Origin of the sequence: Luteimonas endophytica, assembly GCF_029887875.1 — a bacterium.
GTDB lineage: Bacteria > Pseudomonadota > Gammaproteobacteria > Xanthomonadales > Xanthomonadaceae > Luteimonas > Luteimonas endophytica.
Genome location: NZ_JARXRM010000045.1, coordinates 34,955 through 49,298 on the forward strand (window position 1 = coordinate 34,955; position 14,344 = coordinate 49,298).

Below are 14,344 nucleotides of genomic sequence, written 5' to 3' on the forward strand. Positions count from 1 at the left end.
CTTCAGCGCCTCAGCGTGCCGGTTGTCCCGATGCAGTTCAGCATTCCGCCCGACCATCCCAGCCTCGCCGGGCACTTTCCCGGCCGGCCGGTGGTGCCCGGCGTGCTGCTGCTGGAGCGGGTGCTGGCGGCGATCGAGGCCGAACACGGCGCGACCGGCGCGCTGCGGCTGCCGCAGGTCAAGTTCCTGCGGCCGTTGCTGCCGGGGCAGGTGGCGCGGATCGAACTCGATCGCCCGGGCGCCGCGCGCTGGAGATTCCGGGTGCTCGGCGAGGACGGCACGGCGCTGGCCAGCGGCGAAGTGGCCGCGGCATGAGCGCGCAGTGGAAGCGCCGCCGCGAGGGCGGCGGGTGGCTGGCGCTCGCCGCGATCCGCAGCGTGGCGCGCAGCGGAGGCCGCGCCTTCGCGCGGCTGCTGCTGTATCCGATCGCGCTGTACTTCCTGCTGCGGCGGCCGGCCGAGCGCCGCGATTCGCGCGCCTACCTCGCGCGGGTGCTGGGGCGCCCGGCGGGCTGGCGCGAGGTGGTCCGCCACATCCACACCTTCGCCGCGACCATCCTCGATCGCGTGTTCATGCTCAGCGAGGACCTGCGCCGCTTCGACATCCGCATCGACGGCCTGGACGCGCTGCACGCCCAGCTCGACCGCGGCCGTGGCGTGCTGGTGTTCGGATCGCACCTGGGCAGCTTCGAGGTGCTGCGGGTGCTCTCGCGCCAGCGCCCCGAGCAGAAGGTGCGGGTGGTGCTGGACAAGGGCCACGGCGCCGCGCTGATGCAGGTGCTCGACGCGCTCAACCCCGCCATCGCCGCGACCGTGATCGATGCCGGCCAGCCGGGGCCGGCGATCATGCTGGAGATCCAGCAGGCCGCCGCGGAGGGCGCGCTGGTCGCCCTGCTGGTGGACCGCACCCAGCCGGGCGAAAAGGCGGTGGGGGTGCCGTTCCTGGGCGCCACGGCCGGCTTTCCGCTGGCGCCGTGGCAGATCGCCGCGGTGCTGAAGATCCCGGTGGTGCTGGCGTTCGGGCTCTACCGCGGCGGCAACCGCTACGATCTGCGGTTCGAGGATTTCAGCGACGGCATCGACCTGCCGCGCCGGGAGCGCGCCGCTGCGCTGCCTGCGCTCATCCGCCGTTACGCCGCGCGCCTTGAACATCACGTCCGCGATGCACCGTACAACTGGTTCAACTTCTACGATTTCTGGGGACACGACGATGACAGCGACGGGGCCGAGGGCGAAAGGACGGCAGCGGAGCGCCCGGGCGGGCGCGCTGGCGGCGCTGCTGTGCGCGCTGGTCCCGTGCTGGGCGATGGCGCAGGCGGCGGCTGACGGGTTCGACGGCGCCTGGATCCTGGAGAAGCTCGCGCGCCCCGCGCCGGCCCGCACCTCGTTCGTCGAGGTGCGCACTTCGGCGATGCTCAAGGAGCCGCTGCGGGTGACCGGGGAATACCTGCGCCCCGACGCGCGCACCCTGGTCCGCGAGGTGCGCTCGCCCTACGTCGAGACCACCACCGTCCGCGACGGCCGCGCCACCATCGAGCGCGCCGGGCGATCGCCGCGCAGCTTCTCGCTTTCGCGGGCCCCGGAACTGGCCGCGCTGCAGGCGAGCTTCGGCGCGCTGCTGGCGGGCGACGTGGCCGAACTGGAACGGCATTACGCGATTCGGACCCGCGGCGTGCGCGAACGCTGGACCATGACGCTGACGCCGAAGGATCCGGAGCTGGCCGCGAACGTGCGCAGGATCGACCTGTACGGGCGCGGCGCCGAGCTGCGCTGCATCGAGACGCTGCCGGGCGAGGGCGCACTGCAGCGCACGCTGCTGGCCGGCGCGGCGCGCAGCGCCGACCCGCAGGCCGATGCCGCGGCGCTCGAAGCGCTCTGCCGCGGCGGCTGACGCCCTTGGCCGGCCGCCCCGTTCCTGGATCGCCGGGCCTGCGCGGCCGCGCGGGCTCCGGAGCCCGCGGCCGCCGCCGCAGCATGGACGGCCCTGCAGGCGGCAACCGGGCCTGCCATGCGGATTAGGCTCGCCCTGGCGTTCGCGTGGCTGGCGCTGCTGGCGCTGGCCGGCGCGTGGGCGGCGCAGCGGCTGCAGCTGTCGGGCGACCTGCGTGCCTTCATGCCCGAGCCGCGCACCGCCGAGCAGCGGCTGTTGATCGACGAACTCGGCGACGGCCCGGGCTCGCGGCTGCTGCTGCTGGCGCTGTCCGGCGCCGAGCCCGCCGAGCTGGCGCGGCAGTCGCAGGCGCTGGGCGAGGCGTTGCGGCAGGACCCGCGCCTCGACCTGCTCGCCAACGGTGCCGAGGCCGGCCGCGCGCTGGAGGCGATTCCCGCGCGCCTGCTCCCCTATCGCTACCTGCTGTCCCCGACCCTGGACCGCCAGGCGCTCGATGCCCCATTCCTGCGCGATCAGCTCGAGGCGCGGCTCCAGGACCTCGGCTCGCCGGCGGCAGGCCTGGTCGAACCGCTGCTGCCGTCCGACCCGACCCTGGAAACCCTGGCGCTGGCCGAGTCCTGGGAGCCGGCCGCGGCGCCGCAGCGCCTGCACGGGGTCTGGTTCGACAGCAGCGGGCGCGAGGCGCTGCTGCTGGCGCGCAGCGGCGCGGCCGGCTTCGACCCGGCCGCGCAGGCCGCGGTGGTGGAGGCGATCCGCACGGCCCATGCCGAGATCGCCGGCGCGACCGGCGCCACCCTGACCCTGACCGGCCCGGGCGCGTTCTCGGTCGAAATCGGCAGCCGTACCGCCGGCGAGGCGGCGCGCATCGGTGCGATCGGCTCGCTCGGGCTGGTCCTGCTGTTCTGGTTCGCGTATCGAAGCGGCCGCCTGCTGCTGCTCGGGGTGCTGCCGCTGGCGACCGCGGCGCTGGCCGGCGTGGCCGCGGTGGCGCTGCTGTTCGGCGGCATGCACGGCATCACCCTGGCGTTCGGCTTCACCCTGATCGGAGTGGCCCAGGACTATCCCGTGCATTTGTTCAGCCACCTGCGCGGCGGTCGCGCGCCGGCGGCGGTGGCGCGCGCGATCTGGCCGACCCTGCTGACCGGCGTGGTCTCGACCTGCATCGCCTACCTGTCGTTCTTCGTCGCCGGCGTCGACGGTCTGCGCCAGCTGGCGGTGTTCACGGTCGCCGGGCTGCTGGCGGCGGCACTGGCGACGCGCGTGCTGCTGCCGCCGCTGCTGGAACCGCGCAGCGCCGACGTCGCCGATGCGCCGTGGTTGCGGCGCCTGGCCGCGCGCATCGACGCGCTGCCGCGGCCGCGCGCTGCCGGCGCGCTGCTGGCGTCGCTGGCGCTCGTCTGCGCGGCGGTCGCGGCGTTCGCTCCCGGCGATTTCTGGCAGAACGACCTGTCGCGGCTGACCCCGGTGCCGGAGGCCGCGCTGGCCGAGGACGGCCGGCTGCGCACCGAGCTGGGCGCCGCCGACGTCCGCTACCTGCTGGCGCTGGAGGCCGCGGACGCCGAGGCCGCGCTACAGGCGCTGGAGCGGTTGCAGCCGGCACTCGATGCGCTGGTGGACGAAGGCGCCATCGCCGGCTGGGATTCGGCCGCACGCTATCTGCCGAGCGCCGACACCCAGCGCGCGCGCCAGGCGCGCCTGCCCGCGCCGGCCGCCCTGCGCGAGGCGCTCGACGGGGCGCTGGCGGGCAGCCCGTTCCGCGCCGATGCCTTCGAGCCGTTCCTGGCCGATATCGAGACCGCCCGGACCGCGGCGCCGCTGCGGCCCGCGGACCTGGGCGGCACTCCGCTGCACGCGGCGGTCTCCGGCCTGCTGCTGGACACCCCGGCGGGCGCCACCGCGCTGGTCACCCTGGGCGGGCTGCAGGACCCGGGCGCGGTGGCGGCGATGGCCGCCGCGGGTGGCGCGCGGCTGCTGGACTTCAAGGAGACCTCCGAGGCGCTGGTGGCGGCCTGGCGCGGTCAGGTGCTGGGTGCGCTGGCGCTGGCCGCGGTGCTGCTGGCGCTCACGGTGTGGGTGGCGCTGCGCTCGCCGCGCCGGGTCGGCCGGGTGCTGCTGCCGATGGCCCTGACCCTGCTGCTGAGCCTGGCGCTGCTGCGCGGCTTCGGGGTCGAACTCAACCTGTTCCATCTGGTCTCGCTGGTGCTGGCCGCCGGCCTCGGGCTGGACTACGCACTGTTCTTCGAGCGCGCCGGCGGCGTGCCGCGGGAGCGGCTGCGGACTCTGCACGCGGTGCTGGTCTGTGCGGCCATGACCGCGCTGGTGTTCGGCCTGCTGGCGCTGTCGTCGATCCCGGTGCTGCGCGCGATCGGCACCACCGTCGGGATCGGCGTGGTCGCCAACTTCGTGCTGGCGCTGCTGGTGGCGCGCCCGCCCCCCGATCCGGCCGTGGAGCCGCGCGGATGATCGGCCGCAGCGAGATCCTCGCGCTGATCCCGCACCAGGGCGCGATGTGCCTCTGGGACGAAGTGCTGGACTGGGACGCGGCGTGCATCCGCCTGCGCACCGCCGGCCATCGCGCGCCGGACCATCCGCTGCGCGGCGACGCCGGCCGGTTGCGCGCGGTGCACCTGTGCGAATACGGCGCGCAGGCGATGGCGGTGCACGGCGGCCTGCGCGCGCGCGACCGCGGCGGCGCGGCGCCGCCCGGAATGCTGGTGGCGTTGCGCGAGGTGCGCCTGCATCTGGGCCGGATCGACGACCTGCCGGGCCCGCTCGAATGCGAGGCCGAGGCGCTGGCCGAAACCGCCGCCAGCCAGCAGTACGCGTTCCGGGTCGTGCACCAGGGCGCGACCCTCGCCGAGGGCCGCGCCGCCGTGGTGCTCTCGTTGCCGCAATAGCGCGTCGCGTTTTCGCTGTGATCGCCGGCGCGTTACGCGCATGCGGTGGCCGACACGCGCACTGCTGCACAGAACGGCCGGTGCGCTCGCCCTAAGGTCTGGTGCGGGAAGCCCGCGTGCCGCCGCCGTGTGCGCCGCTTCCCGCGGCCGCACCGCGCCTGGTGCGGCGATCCCCCGCAACCAGGAGTCCAGCATGAAACTCGATGGCCAGAAGTGCCTCGTCGCCTATTCGGGCGTTCTGACGCTCGGCGTGATCGCAGCCCTGCTCACCGGCTTCACCGGATCGGACGGCAGTCCGCGATTCGACACGATCACCGTCCAGCGCATCAACATCGTCGAACCCGACGGCACCTTGCGCATGGTGCTCAGCAATACCCGGCATTTCCCCGGCATCATCATCAAGGGCCACGAGTATCCCGACTTCACCGACCGCAAGGCCTCCGACACCGCGGGCGCGTTGTTCTTCGACGCCGAGGGCACCGAGAGCGGCGGCCTGACCTTCGGCGGACGCAAGGACGCCGAGGGCAACATCTCGCGCTGGGGTCACCTGGCCTTCGACGGCTACGACCAGGACCAGATGTTCGCGATCGACGCGATCGACTACGGCAGCGTCAAGGGCTCGACCATCAAGACCTGGGATCCGCCGGACTGGCCGATCCAGGATTACCTGGACCTGCTGACCGAGATCGAAGGACTGCCCGAGCCGGAGCGGCAGCGGCGGATCGCCGAGTTCAACGCCGACCATCCGCCAGGGGTCGCCCGCATGACCGTGGGGAACGTGCGCTTCCCCGACGATCGGTCGCAGGACCAGACCCTGCTGCAGTTCAACGACGCCCGTGGCAAGCGGCGCCTGGGCGCGACCGTGGAGGGCGCGGCCGGCGCGCCGGCAATGCGCTTCTATGCGGCCGACGGCACGGTGATCGACGAACTGCCGGACTGACGCGATGCTGCCGGCGCGCGCCGCGGCGGGTTAGCATCGCGGCATGACGGCCAACCCCCCAAGGCGCGCGCTGGTGACCGGCGGCAGCGGCGACATCGGCGGTGCGATCTGCCGCCGGCTCGCCGCCGACGGCCTCCACGTGATCGTCCACGCCAACGCCAACCGCGCCCGCGCCGAGGCGGTGGTGGCGCAGATCCACGCGTCCGGCGGCAGCGCCGAGGCGGTCGCGTTCGACGTGGCCGACGGCGACGCGGCCGATGCGGCGTTGCAGGCCCTGCTGGAGCACGGCCCGGTGCAGGTGCTGGTCAACAACGCCGGCGTCCACGACGACGCGCCGATGGCGGGGATGAGCCAGGCGCAGTGGCACCGGGTGATCGACGTGTCGCTGCACGGCTTCTTCCACGTCACCCGGCCGCTGCTGCTGCCGATGGCGCGGACCCGCTGGGGCCGGATCGTCAGCGTGTCCAGCGTCGCCGCGGTGCTGGGCAACCGCGGCCAGGCGAACTACGCCGCGGCGAAATCGGCCCTGCACGGCGCGTCCCGCTCGCTGGCGCGGGAAATGGCCTCGCGCGGGATCAGCGTGAACGTGGTGGCGCCGGGGGTGATCGCCGGGGCGATGGCGGCCGGTGCGTTCCCGCCCGAGCAGGTGAAGCAGCTGGTGCCGGCCGCCCGCGTCGGCACCCCGGAAGAGGTCGCCGCCCTGGTCGCCTTCCTCTGCTCCGACCCCGCCGGGTACATCAACGGCCAGGTGATCGGGATCAACGGCGGGATGGGCTGAGCCGGCGGCGCCTGCACGCTGGCTTCAGCTGGCCGGGGCGATGATCGCAGGTGCCCTACCGCGAGGATCCGACATGCGCGCCATCCGTCTTCCGTTCCTCCTGCTGCTGGCGCTGGCGGCCGCCGGCTGCGCCAGTTCCCACGTCCTCACCGGCACCCCACGGCCGCCGATCGACCCGGCCCAGGTGCGGATCTACCACGGCCCGCCGCCCGGGGGCTACGAGGAGATCGCCGTCCTGGAGACCAGCAGCGGCGCATTCACCTACGGCGAGCAGAACAAGACCGACTCGATCCTGCGCAAGCTGCGCGAGGAGGCCGCCAGCCTCGGCGCCAACGGGGTGCTGTTCCAGGGCACCGCCGACGGCTACGGCGGCAGCGGCGTCAGCGTCGGTGCCGGCGGCGGCCGGGTCGGCGGCAGCAGCTTCACCGGCGCGGGGGTCGGGGTGAACATCAGCCCCAGGCAGAAGTACGCCAGCGGCATCGCGATCCACGTGCCGAATCCGCCGCCCGAGACCGCGCCGGCCACGCCGCCGCAGGAGTGAGCCGGCCGCCGCGGCGCTACGGCGCGGTGGTGCCGGGTCGGGCAGCTCCGGCTGGCGCCGTGAGCTGCCCACGAACAGGGTCAGCAGCGGTCCGGTCCCCGTCGCACTGCGCCGCTCAGGCCGCGTCGGCGTACCACGGCGGCGTGAGCGACGGCGGGCTCCGGGGCCCGTCGCCGAGCAGCGCATCCAGCCCGTGGCCGTCGAGGCCCGGGTGGTCGCGGCGGACCCGCGCCAGGATCTCCGCCGCCAGCCAGCGCATGCGCGCGACGTTGCCGGCGACGCGCGCGGCGAAGGCGTCGTCTTCGAGGCGGTCGCCGAGGGCGCGGTTCATCTCGTGGAACCAGTCGATGTGGAACTGGTCGAGCAGCCGCGCCGCGGGCGGCGCGGCGCCGTCGTTGCGTGCCCCCCAGTCGCGCAGCAGCGCCTGCATGGCCAGGTTGAGCGCGCTGGCGGTGGCGAGATCGCCGCGCAGCCGCCCGAGCATCGCCAGATCGGTCAGCCGGCCGGCGAAGAACAGCGGCGCCAGCAGCGCCCAGTAGAAGGTGTAGTCCCAGATCACCTTGACCGGCATCACCTGCTCGTCGCCGAACAGCGGGTACTGGTCCTGATACAGGGTCATGGTGTTCTCGTAGAACGAGAAGTACAGCTGCTGGTAGATCGCGGCGTGCGGCGCGAACTCCTGGCCGGCGCGGTCCCTGGCGATCAGGTCGCAGATGTAGGTGTTGGCGATGGCGATGAAGTCGCTGCCCGGCGAGTAGAACGGATCCAGGAACAGGCCGGCTTCGCCGGTCAGGGCCCAGCGGTCCGCGGAGAACACCTGCCTGCAGCCGTAGGAGAAACGGCGCAGGAACAGGAAATCCTGCAGCGTGTGCGCCTCCAGCGCGGCGGCCACGCGCGGCTGGCGCTCGCGCAGCCACGCCGTGGCCCGCTCGTGCGTGTTCATGCGCTCGAGCGGATGCATCTTCGCATCGCAGACGATGCCCAGCGAATGCGAGCCCGAAGACAGCGGGATCAGCCAGAACCAGTAGCCCGGGCCGCACATGTGGTTGGTGGAGCGCCAGCGGTCGGGCGGCGTGCAGCGCCCCAGCCAGTCCGGATCGGTGGACCAGGCGTTGGGGTCGACATGGCCTTCCACCCGCCACCACACCGCGTTGGCGTCGTGGCCGTTGGATTCGGCCAGGCCGAGCTTGCGCTTGAGCAGCCCGGCGCGGCCGCTGGCGTCGACCACCCAGCGCGCGGCGAGTTCGGCCTCGACCCCGGCATGGACGAAGCCGACCCGGTGCGGGGCTTCGCTGCCCGGTTCGGCCATGTCGATGGCCCGCACCACCGCGCCGTCGCGGAAGTCGGCGCCGAGCGCGCGCGCGCGCTCGGCCAGGAAGTTCTCGAAGCGGCCGCGGTCGATCTGCCACGAAGGCGTCGGCAGCAGCCGGCTGACGCCGAGCTCGGTGCAGGCGTCGACGTCCCCGCGGCCGTCGGAGAAGAAGAAGCGGAAGCCGAACTTGCGGATCTGCTCGTCGTCCAGGTGCGCCCGCAGGCCCAGCACCTCGGCGAAGTAGTGGGCGCCGATCTCGACCGTGGACTCGCCGACCTTGTGGGCGGCCTCGCGCACCGGGTGGGGGCGGCGCTCGAGCACCGCCACCCGCAGCTCCGGGTCGTTTCGCAGCAGCTGGATCGCCAGGGTCAGTCCCGCCAGCCCGCCACCCAGGATCAGCACGTCCGCATCGGTGGCGCTGCGCTGCATCGGTCAACCTGCCTGGTGCGGGTCCTGGGAGAGGCGCTCTGCGGCGAGATCGCCATCGGGGTCGTCGATCACCGGCGGCCGGGCCCGCGTGCGCCTCCAGGTGCGCAACAGGTCGCCGCGGCCCAGGACTTGTACCACGACGTGGGACGTGATGCCGTAGAGGTCGCGCCAGAGCCGGAAGTGGCTCTTGCGGAACTGCACCGGGGAGCCGGCGGTGGCGTAGCGCGACTCCACCGGCAGCGAGACGATCCCCGCGCCGGCGTCGCGCGCGGCCGAGATCAGCATCTGGGCCTCGAACACGAAACCCTCGCCCGGGACGTTTTCCAGCGCGCAGACCCGCGCCGGGTACAGCCGCTGGCCGCTCTGCGAGTCGACCAGGCGGAAGCCGCAGCCCAGCGCGATGCCCCAGTCGCCGAAATCGTTGCCCAGGCGCCGGTACCAGGGCTGGCAATCGCGTTTGCGCAGGCGCGCGCCGATCACCAGGCAGCCCGGATGGCGGTTGCCGCAGTCGATCAGCCGCGGGATGTCTTCGGCGGAGTGCTGGCCGTCGCCGTCCATGGTCAGCACCGCGCGCGCACCCTGGCGCAGCGCCTCGCGGAAGCCGTCGCGCAGCGAGGCACCCTTGCCCATCCGCCGCGGATGGCGCAGCAGCGTCACCGGCAGGTCGGCGATGCGGTCGCTGGTGCCGTCGTCGGAGCCGTCGTCGACCACGATCACCCGGTCGCAGCGGGCCAGCGCGCCCTCCACCACCTCGCGGATGCGCAGCGATTCGTTGAGCGCCGGGATCACCACCGCGACATTGCCGCGGTGCAGGCGGGGAGGCAGCTCAGCCATATGCGATCTCCACGCGCAGCGCGCGGCCGGGGCCGGCATCGAGCAGCGCCAGGTCGCCCCCGCCGGCCAGCGCATCGAACAGGGGCAGCATCGGTGCCATCGCGTTGTCGTGGCGCAGCGCCGCCAGCGCGCCGGTGCCCTTGGGAGCTTCGGCGTCGGTGAGGGTGGCGCGCAGCCGGGTGCCCGGGCCCTCGCGCAGCAGCAGCAGGGCGCCACCCAGCAGGCCGCGGCTGGCGGTCATCGCGGCGAGCGGACCGACCGCGGTGGTGTCGTAGGCGACCAGCAGCACCGCCGGGGTGCCGTCGGCCAGCTGCGCCAGCGCCTCGATCAGGCCCTCGGCGAAGGTGCCGGGCCCGGCGCTGATGGCAGTGGTGGTGGCCATGCAGCCGGTGCCGATGGTCCAGTAGCCCGCGGCGGCGTTGTGCACCGAGTTGTGGAAGCGGGTCGGCGACACCGCCCGCGGGTCTTCCGCCAGGGTGCTGCACATGTAGTCGGTGATGGCGAAGTCGCCGTGCCCCGAGGCGAACACCGACGGCAGCGTGGCCGGATCCTGCGCCGCCGCCTCGCATGCCGCCAGCGCCACCTCCAGCGCCACCGCCACCGATTCGGGCGCGCGGCGGCGTTCGTTCGGGGCCAGCAATCGGGGTGCGGGCCGGCGGGGCGCGTCTCCGACCAGCGCTCCGCCGGCCACGTAGCCCCGCGCCGCCTGCCACGAGGGCAGGCCCTCGCTCCAGAAGCCGATGCCCGCGATGTGCGCGCCGATGCCGTTCATGCGGCACCGAACAGCAGCGAACAGTTGTTGCCGCCGAAGCCAAAGGAATTGTTCATCGCGTAGCGGATCTTCGCCCGGGCGTTGTCGAGACGGATCTGCGGCCCGCAGGCCGGATCGCGCGCGCTGCTGTTGAGCGTACCGGGGAGCAGCCCGTCGGCGAGCGCGATCAGCGCGAACACCGATTCGACGATGCCGGCGGCGCCGAGGGTGTGCCCCGTCCAGCCCTTGGTCGAGCTTGCGTGCAGCCGCTCGCCGAACATGGCATCGACCGCGCGCGCCTCGACCGCATCGTTGGCCGGGGTGGCGGTGCCGTGCAGGTTGAGATAGCCGACCGCTCCCGCATCGACGCCGGCGCGCTGCAGCGCATCGCGCATCGCCAGGCGCGCGCCCAGGCCCTCCGGGTGCGGCGCGGACATGTGGTGGGCGTCGCTGGACTCGCCGTAGCCGCGCAGCAGCAGTGCGGCATCGTCGCCGCGCTCGAGCACCGCGAAGCCGCCGGCCTCGCCGAGCGACAGCCCGTCGCGGGCCGGGTCGAACGGGCGGGCCGGCGCGGCGGAGACCAGGCCCAGCGAGTTGAAGCCGTACAGCACGCTGCCGCACAGGGTGTCCACCCCGCCGACCAGGGCCGCGTCGACGATGCCGGCGCGGATCAGTCGCGCCGCCTGCGCGAACACCTTGGCGCTGGAGGAGCAGGCGGTGGCCACGGTGACGCAGGGGCCGCGCAGGCCGGTGGCGCGGCGGACGAAGTCGCCGAGCGAATGCGGCTGGTGCACGATCGGCCGCGCCAGGTCCGCCGGGAAGCGGCCGTCATCGAGGCGCGCGTAGGCCTCCTCGGTGGCGCCGATGCTGGAGGTGGAGGTGCCGATCACCACGGCCACCCGGGCCGGGCCGTGACGTTCCCTGGACGCGGCCACCGCCTCCAGCAGCCCGTCCTGCTGCAGCGCCAGCCAGGCGAGGCGGTTGTTGCGGCAGTCCCAGGCGCCCGCGGCGGCGGGTAGCGGCGCCTGCTCCAGCCCCTCGACGCGGCCGATCCAGGTCTCGAGCGGGTCGCCGCCGAAATCGTTGCGGCGCAATCCGCCGCGACGCTGCTCCAGGGCTTCGGCCTGGGCCGCCCGGCCGCGCCCCAGCGCGGTGGTGGCGGTGTAGGCGCGGATCGCCAGCGCCGGGATCGGAGACAACGACATCGACTGGGCGGGGCTCCGCGCCGGAATGGCCCGGCAGTATACGAGCCGCGGCGGGCTGGACTGTGAACCGTCCAGCCCGGGAAGCGCGCGTGGCCAGCCGCTTCGCCCACCGTGTCTAACTGTTCATCGACCGCGACGCCCTGCACGCACTGGTGGTGGCGGCATCGGCATGCTGGGCCCGGCCGATCGGCCACCGGCGAATGCAGGCGCGGCTCGGCTGAGGCCGGCTTCGCCGGGGCGCCGCGCTCCGGGCTGGCGCAGCCGAGCCGGTTCCGCGCTACGGTCGCAGGCAGCGCTCCAGGAAGGCGGCGCTGGTGCGGTAGCGGTGCAGCGCGTCGCTGCCGCGCAGGCCGTGCTTGGCGCCGGGATAGGTCATCAGCTGGAACGGCACGCCGGCCTGCTGCAGCGTGCCCATCAGCCTGGTGGAGTTGGTGAACAGCACGTTGTCGTCGGCCATGCCGTGGATCAGCAGCAGGCTGCCGGGGCGGATGTCGTCGGCGTGGGTGAACACGCTGGCCTCGCGGTAGCCGTCGACGTTGGCGGCCGGCATGTGCATGTAGCGCTCGGTGTAGTGGGTGTCGTACAGCGCCCAGTCGGTGACCGGCGCGCCGGCGATGCCGCAGGCGTAGGCATCGGGCGCCTTGCCGAGCAGCATCAGGGTCATGTAGCCGCCGTTGGACCAGCCGTGCACGCCGATCCGCGCGCCGTCCACCCACGGCTGCGCGCGCAGCCATTCCACGCCGGCCAGCTGGTCCTCGACCTCCACCGTGCCCTGCCTGCGGTACAGCGATCCGCCGAACTTCGCGCCGCGCCGCGGAGTGCCGCGGTTGTCCAGCGAGAACACGGCGTAGCCCTGCTGGGCCAGGTACTGGTTGAAGAACGCGTCGGCGCGCCCCGGCCAGCTCTCCAGCACGGTCTGCGCGGCCGGGCCGCCGTAGACGAACACCACCACCGGGTAGGCCCGCGCGGGGTCGAAGCCGGCCGGGCGGATCAGGCTGTAGTGCAGCGGGGTGCTGCCGTCGGCAGCGGGCAGGGTGCCGAATTCGGTCGGCAGGTGCGCGGCGCGATAGGGCGCGTAGGGATGCTCGGGGTCGGCGAGGTCGTTCTCGACCAGCGCGGCGATGCGGGTCCCGTCGGCGCGGAAAAGCTCCAGCTGCGGCGGGGTGCGGGTGTTCGACCAGCGGTCCACGTAGACGCTGGCGTTGTCGGCGAAGCTGGCGTCGTGCAGCCCCGGCGTTCGCGACAGGCGCCGCGGCTCTCCGCCGTCCAGCGCGACCACATAGACATGGCGTTCGGTCGGCGATTCGCGGCCGGCGCTGAAGTACACCCGGCCGGCGGGCTCGTCCACCGCGAGCAGTTCGTCGACCGGCCAGCCGCCCGAGGTCAGCGGGGTCATCCGGCTGCCGTCCTCGCTGGCGAGGTACAGGTGTTCGAAGCCGCTGCGTTCGGAGCTCCACAGGAAGCGCCCGTCGTCGAGGAAGCGCAGGCTGTCGTGCAGCGGCACCCAGGTGTCCGAGGTCTCGGTGACGAGCACCCGCTGCGCGCCGGTGGCGAGGGTGGTCTCGATCAGCTCCAGGCGGCGCTGGTCGCGCGACTGGCGCTGGAAGGTGAGCCGCTGCGGATCGCGCCAGTCCACCCTGGCCAGGTAGATGTCGCGATTCTCGCCGAGATCGATGCGCAGCGGTGCCGCCGCACCCATGCGTGTCTGCAGCCGCACCTGGCGCGGCCCCTCGCCGGTCTCGATGGTGCCCTCGCGGGTCGGCGGCGGCCCGGCATCGGCCAGCCTGGCGACTCGCAGTTCGACCAGCACGTTGGGGTCGCCCGCGGCGGGGTAGCGCTGTTCCACCACCTCGGTGCGGTCGGCGTAGAGTTCATGGCGCTTCTGCACCGGCACCGGCGACTCGTCGATGCGGGCGTAGGCGATCGCCGAGTCGTCGGGCGCCCACCAGTAGCCGGTGTGGCGGCCCATCTCCTCGTCGGCGACGAACTCGGCCACGCCGTTGCCGATGGTGTCCGAGCCGTCGTCGGTCAGGCGGATCTCGCGGCCGCTGTCGAGATCGATCACCCACAGGTCGCGGGCGCGGATGAAGCTGACGTAGCCGCCACGGGGGGAGATCTTGGGGTCGGTGGCGAAGCCGCCGCCCGAGGTGAGCCTGCGGACCGCATCGGCACCGCTGCGGTCCAGGTCGTAGAGGTAGAGTTCGCCGCCGAGCGGAAACAGCAGCCGCTGCGCGTCCGGCGCCCAGTGGTAGTCGACGATGCCGGAGAGGCCGGCGATGCGCTGGCGTTCGCGGCGTGCCTTCTCCTCGTCGCTCAGGATCTCCTCGCCGGGCAGGACCACCCGCGAATCGACCAGCATGCGGGTCCGGCCGCTGCCGACGTGGTACTCCCAGAGGTCTAGGCGGTTGCGGTCCTCGTCCTTGCCGCGCAGGAAGGTGACGCGGGAGCCGTCCGGGGCGATCTTCGGCCGGGTCAGCGTGGGCCCCGACAGGGCGGCGTCGCCGGTGATGGCCTCGAGGGTGAGCTTGCCGGTCTCGGCGGTGGCGGCGGTGCTGGCGAGCATGAGGACGGCAGTGGCGAGCAGTGGGCGCATGTTGGCTCCCGGCGGGCGGAAGCGCCAAGTCTAGCCGGGGCGCCAGGCAGTGCCATCCGATGGCGGGCTCCATCCCCGTCGCCACGGGTCAGCGACAGTGGATAACCCTTCCTGAGGTTGGATTTCTCAAGAGCGCCTTCGGTCTGGCGTGCGGGGCGTGAGCCGCGCCGGGGG

At 73.6% G+C, this 14,344-nt stretch carries 13 protein-coding genes; 8 read left to right on the plus strand and 5 right to left on the minus strand.

What is annotated here, in order from left to right; translation table 11 throughout:
- Positions 1 to 30: 30 nt before the first annotated feature.
- From QFW77_RS16135 to QFW77_RS16170, 8 genes are all read left to right on the plus strand, one after another.
- Positions 31 to 315 (plus strand): ApeI family dehydratase, encoded by a 285-nt coding sequence (locus QFW77_RS16135; RefSeq protein WP_280575831.1) that lies wholly within the window; start codon positions 31 to 33, stop codon positions 313 to 315.
- Positions 312 to 1,325 carry a lysophospholipid acyltransferase family protein gene (locus QFW77_RS16140; RefSeq protein ID WP_331487966.1) on the plus strand — a complete coding sequence of 338 codons (1,014 nt, stop codon included), beginning with the start codon at positions 312 to 314 and terminating at the stop codon, positions 1,323 to 1,325. Before QFW77_RS16135 ends, QFW77_RS16140 begins: the two co-directional genes overlap by 4 nt.
- On the plus strand, positions 1,306 to 1,890 hold the full coding sequence (locus QFW77_RS16145) for a LolA-related protein (RefSeq protein WP_280575832.1): 585 nt from the start codon (positions 1,306 to 1,308) through the stop codon (positions 1,888 to 1,890). The genes QFW77_RS16140 and QFW77_RS16145 overlap by 20 nt, the downstream gene beginning before the upstream one ends.
- A gap of 117 nt (positions 1,891 to 2,007) precedes the next feature.
- Positions 2,008 to 4,353: an MMPL family transporter gene (locus tag QFW77_RS16150; protein ID WP_280575833.1), complete on the plus strand. Its 2,346-nt coding sequence runs from the start codon at positions 2,008 to 2,010 to the stop codon at positions 4,351 to 4,353.
- The gene (locus QFW77_RS16155) at positions 4,350 to 4,787 is read left to right on the plus strand and encodes a hotdog family protein (protein WP_280575834.1); all 438 of its coding nucleotides are present in this window, start codon (positions 4,350 to 4,352) and stop codon (positions 4,785 to 4,787) included. Before QFW77_RS16150 ends, QFW77_RS16155 begins: the two co-directional genes overlap by 4 nt.
- A 193-nt stretch (positions 4,788 to 4,980) precedes the next feature.
- Entirely contained in the window at positions 4,981 to 5,727 is a 747-nt protein-coding gene (locus QFW77_RS16160) for a hypothetical protein (protein ID WP_280575835.1), read from the plus strand.
- A gap of 43 nt (positions 5,728 to 5,770) precedes the next feature.
- A complete protein-coding gene (fabG, locus tag QFW77_RS16165; protein WP_280575836.1) occupies positions 5,771 to 6,505 on the plus strand; it encodes a 3-oxoacyl-ACP reductase FabG in 735 nt (244 codons plus the stop codon).
- A 73-nt stretch (positions 6,506 to 6,578) separates the two neighbouring features.
- Positions 6,579 to 7,046, plus strand: a complete 468-nt coding sequence (locus QFW77_RS16170; RefSeq protein ID WP_280575837.1) for a hypothetical protein — start codon at positions 6,579 to 6,581, stop codon at positions 7,044 to 7,046.
- A 115-nt stretch (positions 7,047 to 7,161) separates the two neighbouring features.
- Here QFW77_RS16170 and QFW77_RS16175 read toward each other — a convergent pair whose 3' ends face one another.
- The 5 genes from QFW77_RS16175 to QFW77_RS16195 form a co-directional block, all read right to left on the minus strand.
- Positions 7,162 to 8,787 carry an NAD(P)/FAD-dependent oxidoreductase gene (locus QFW77_RS16175; RefSeq protein WP_280575838.1) on the minus strand — a complete coding sequence of 542 codons (1,626 nt, stop codon included), beginning with the start codon at positions 8,785 to 8,787 and terminating at the stop codon, positions 7,162 to 7,164.
- Between the two features lie 3 nt (positions 8,788 to 8,790).
- Entirely contained in the window at positions 8,791 to 9,621 is an 831-nt protein-coding gene (locus QFW77_RS16180) for a glycosyltransferase family 2 protein (protein WP_280575839.1), read from the minus strand.
- Positions 9,614 to 10,393: a beta-ketoacyl synthase chain length factor gene (locus tag QFW77_RS16185; RefSeq protein ID WP_280575840.1), complete on the minus strand. Its 780-nt coding sequence runs from the start codon at positions 10,391 to 10,393 to the stop codon at positions 9,614 to 9,616. Before QFW77_RS16185 ends, QFW77_RS16180 begins: the two co-directional genes overlap by 8 nt.
- A complete protein-coding gene (locus QFW77_RS16190) occupies positions 10,390 to 11,577 on the minus strand; it encodes a beta-ketoacyl-[acyl-carrier-protein] synthase family protein (protein ID WP_425603363.1) in 1,188 nt (395 codons plus the stop codon). The genes QFW77_RS16185 and QFW77_RS16190 overlap by 4 nt, the downstream gene beginning before the upstream one ends.
- Positions 11,578 to 11,854: 277 nt before the next feature.
- The gene (locus tag QFW77_RS16195) at positions 11,855 to 14,170 is read right to left on the minus strand and encodes a S9 family peptidase (protein ID WP_280575841.1); all 2,316 of its coding nucleotides are present in this window, start codon (positions 14,168 to 14,170) and stop codon (positions 11,855 to 11,857) included.
- Between the last annotated feature and the right edge of the window lie 174 nt (positions 14,171 to 14,344).

Bases quoted from the DNA above. Each gene is read 5' to 3' on its own strand.
- QFW77_RS16135 (WP_280575831.1), top strand. From the start codon at position 31: ATGCAGTTCAGCATTCCGCCCGACCATCCCAGCCTCGCCGGGCACTTT.
- fabG (WP_280575836.1), top strand. From the start codon at position 5,771: ATGACGGCCAACCCCCCAAGGCGCGCGCTGGTGACCGGCGGCAGCGGC.
- QFW77_RS16185 (WP_280575840.1), bottom strand. From the start codon at position 10,393: ATGAACGGCATCGGCGCGCACATCGCGGGCATCGGCTTCTGGAGCGAG.
- QFW77_RS16155 (WP_280575834.1), top strand. From the start codon at position 4,350: ATGATCGGCCGCAGCGAGATCCTCGCGCTGATCCCGCACCAGGGCGCG.
- QFW77_RS16175 (WP_280575838.1), bottom strand. From the start codon at position 8,787: ATGCAGCGCAGCGCCACCGATGCGGACGTGCTGATCCTGGGTGGCGGG.
- QFW77_RS16140 (WP_331487966.1), top strand. From the start codon at position 312: ATGAGCGCGCAGTGGAAGCGCCGCCGCGAGGGCGGCGGGTGGCTGGCG.
- QFW77_RS16190 (WP_425603363.1), bottom strand. From the start codon at position 11,577: ATGTCGTTGTCTCCGATCCCGGCGCTGGCGATCCGCGCCTACACCGCC.
- QFW77_RS16145 (WP_280575832.1), top strand. From the start codon at position 1,306: ATGGCGCAGGCGGCGGCTGACGGGTTCGACGGCGCCTGGATCCTGGAG.
- QFW77_RS16150 (WP_280575833.1), top strand. From the start codon at position 2,008: ATGCGGATTAGGCTCGCCCTGGCGTTCGCGTGGCTGGCGCTGCTGGCG.
- QFW77_RS16170 (WP_280575837.1), top strand. From the start codon at position 6,579: ATGCGCGCCATCCGTCTTCCGTTCCTCCTGCTGCTGGCGCTGGCGGCC.
- QFW77_RS16160 (WP_280575835.1), top strand. From the start codon at position 4,981: ATGAAACTCGATGGCCAGAAGTGCCTCGTCGCCTATTCGGGCGTTCTG.
- QFW77_RS16195 (WP_280575841.1), bottom strand. From the start codon at position 14,170: ATGCGCCCACTGCTCGCCACTGCCGTCCTCATGCTCGCCAGCACCGCC.
- QFW77_RS16180 (WP_280575839.1), bottom strand. From the start codon at position 9,621: ATGGCTGAGCTGCCTCCCCGCCTGCACCGCGGCAATGTCGCGGTGGTG.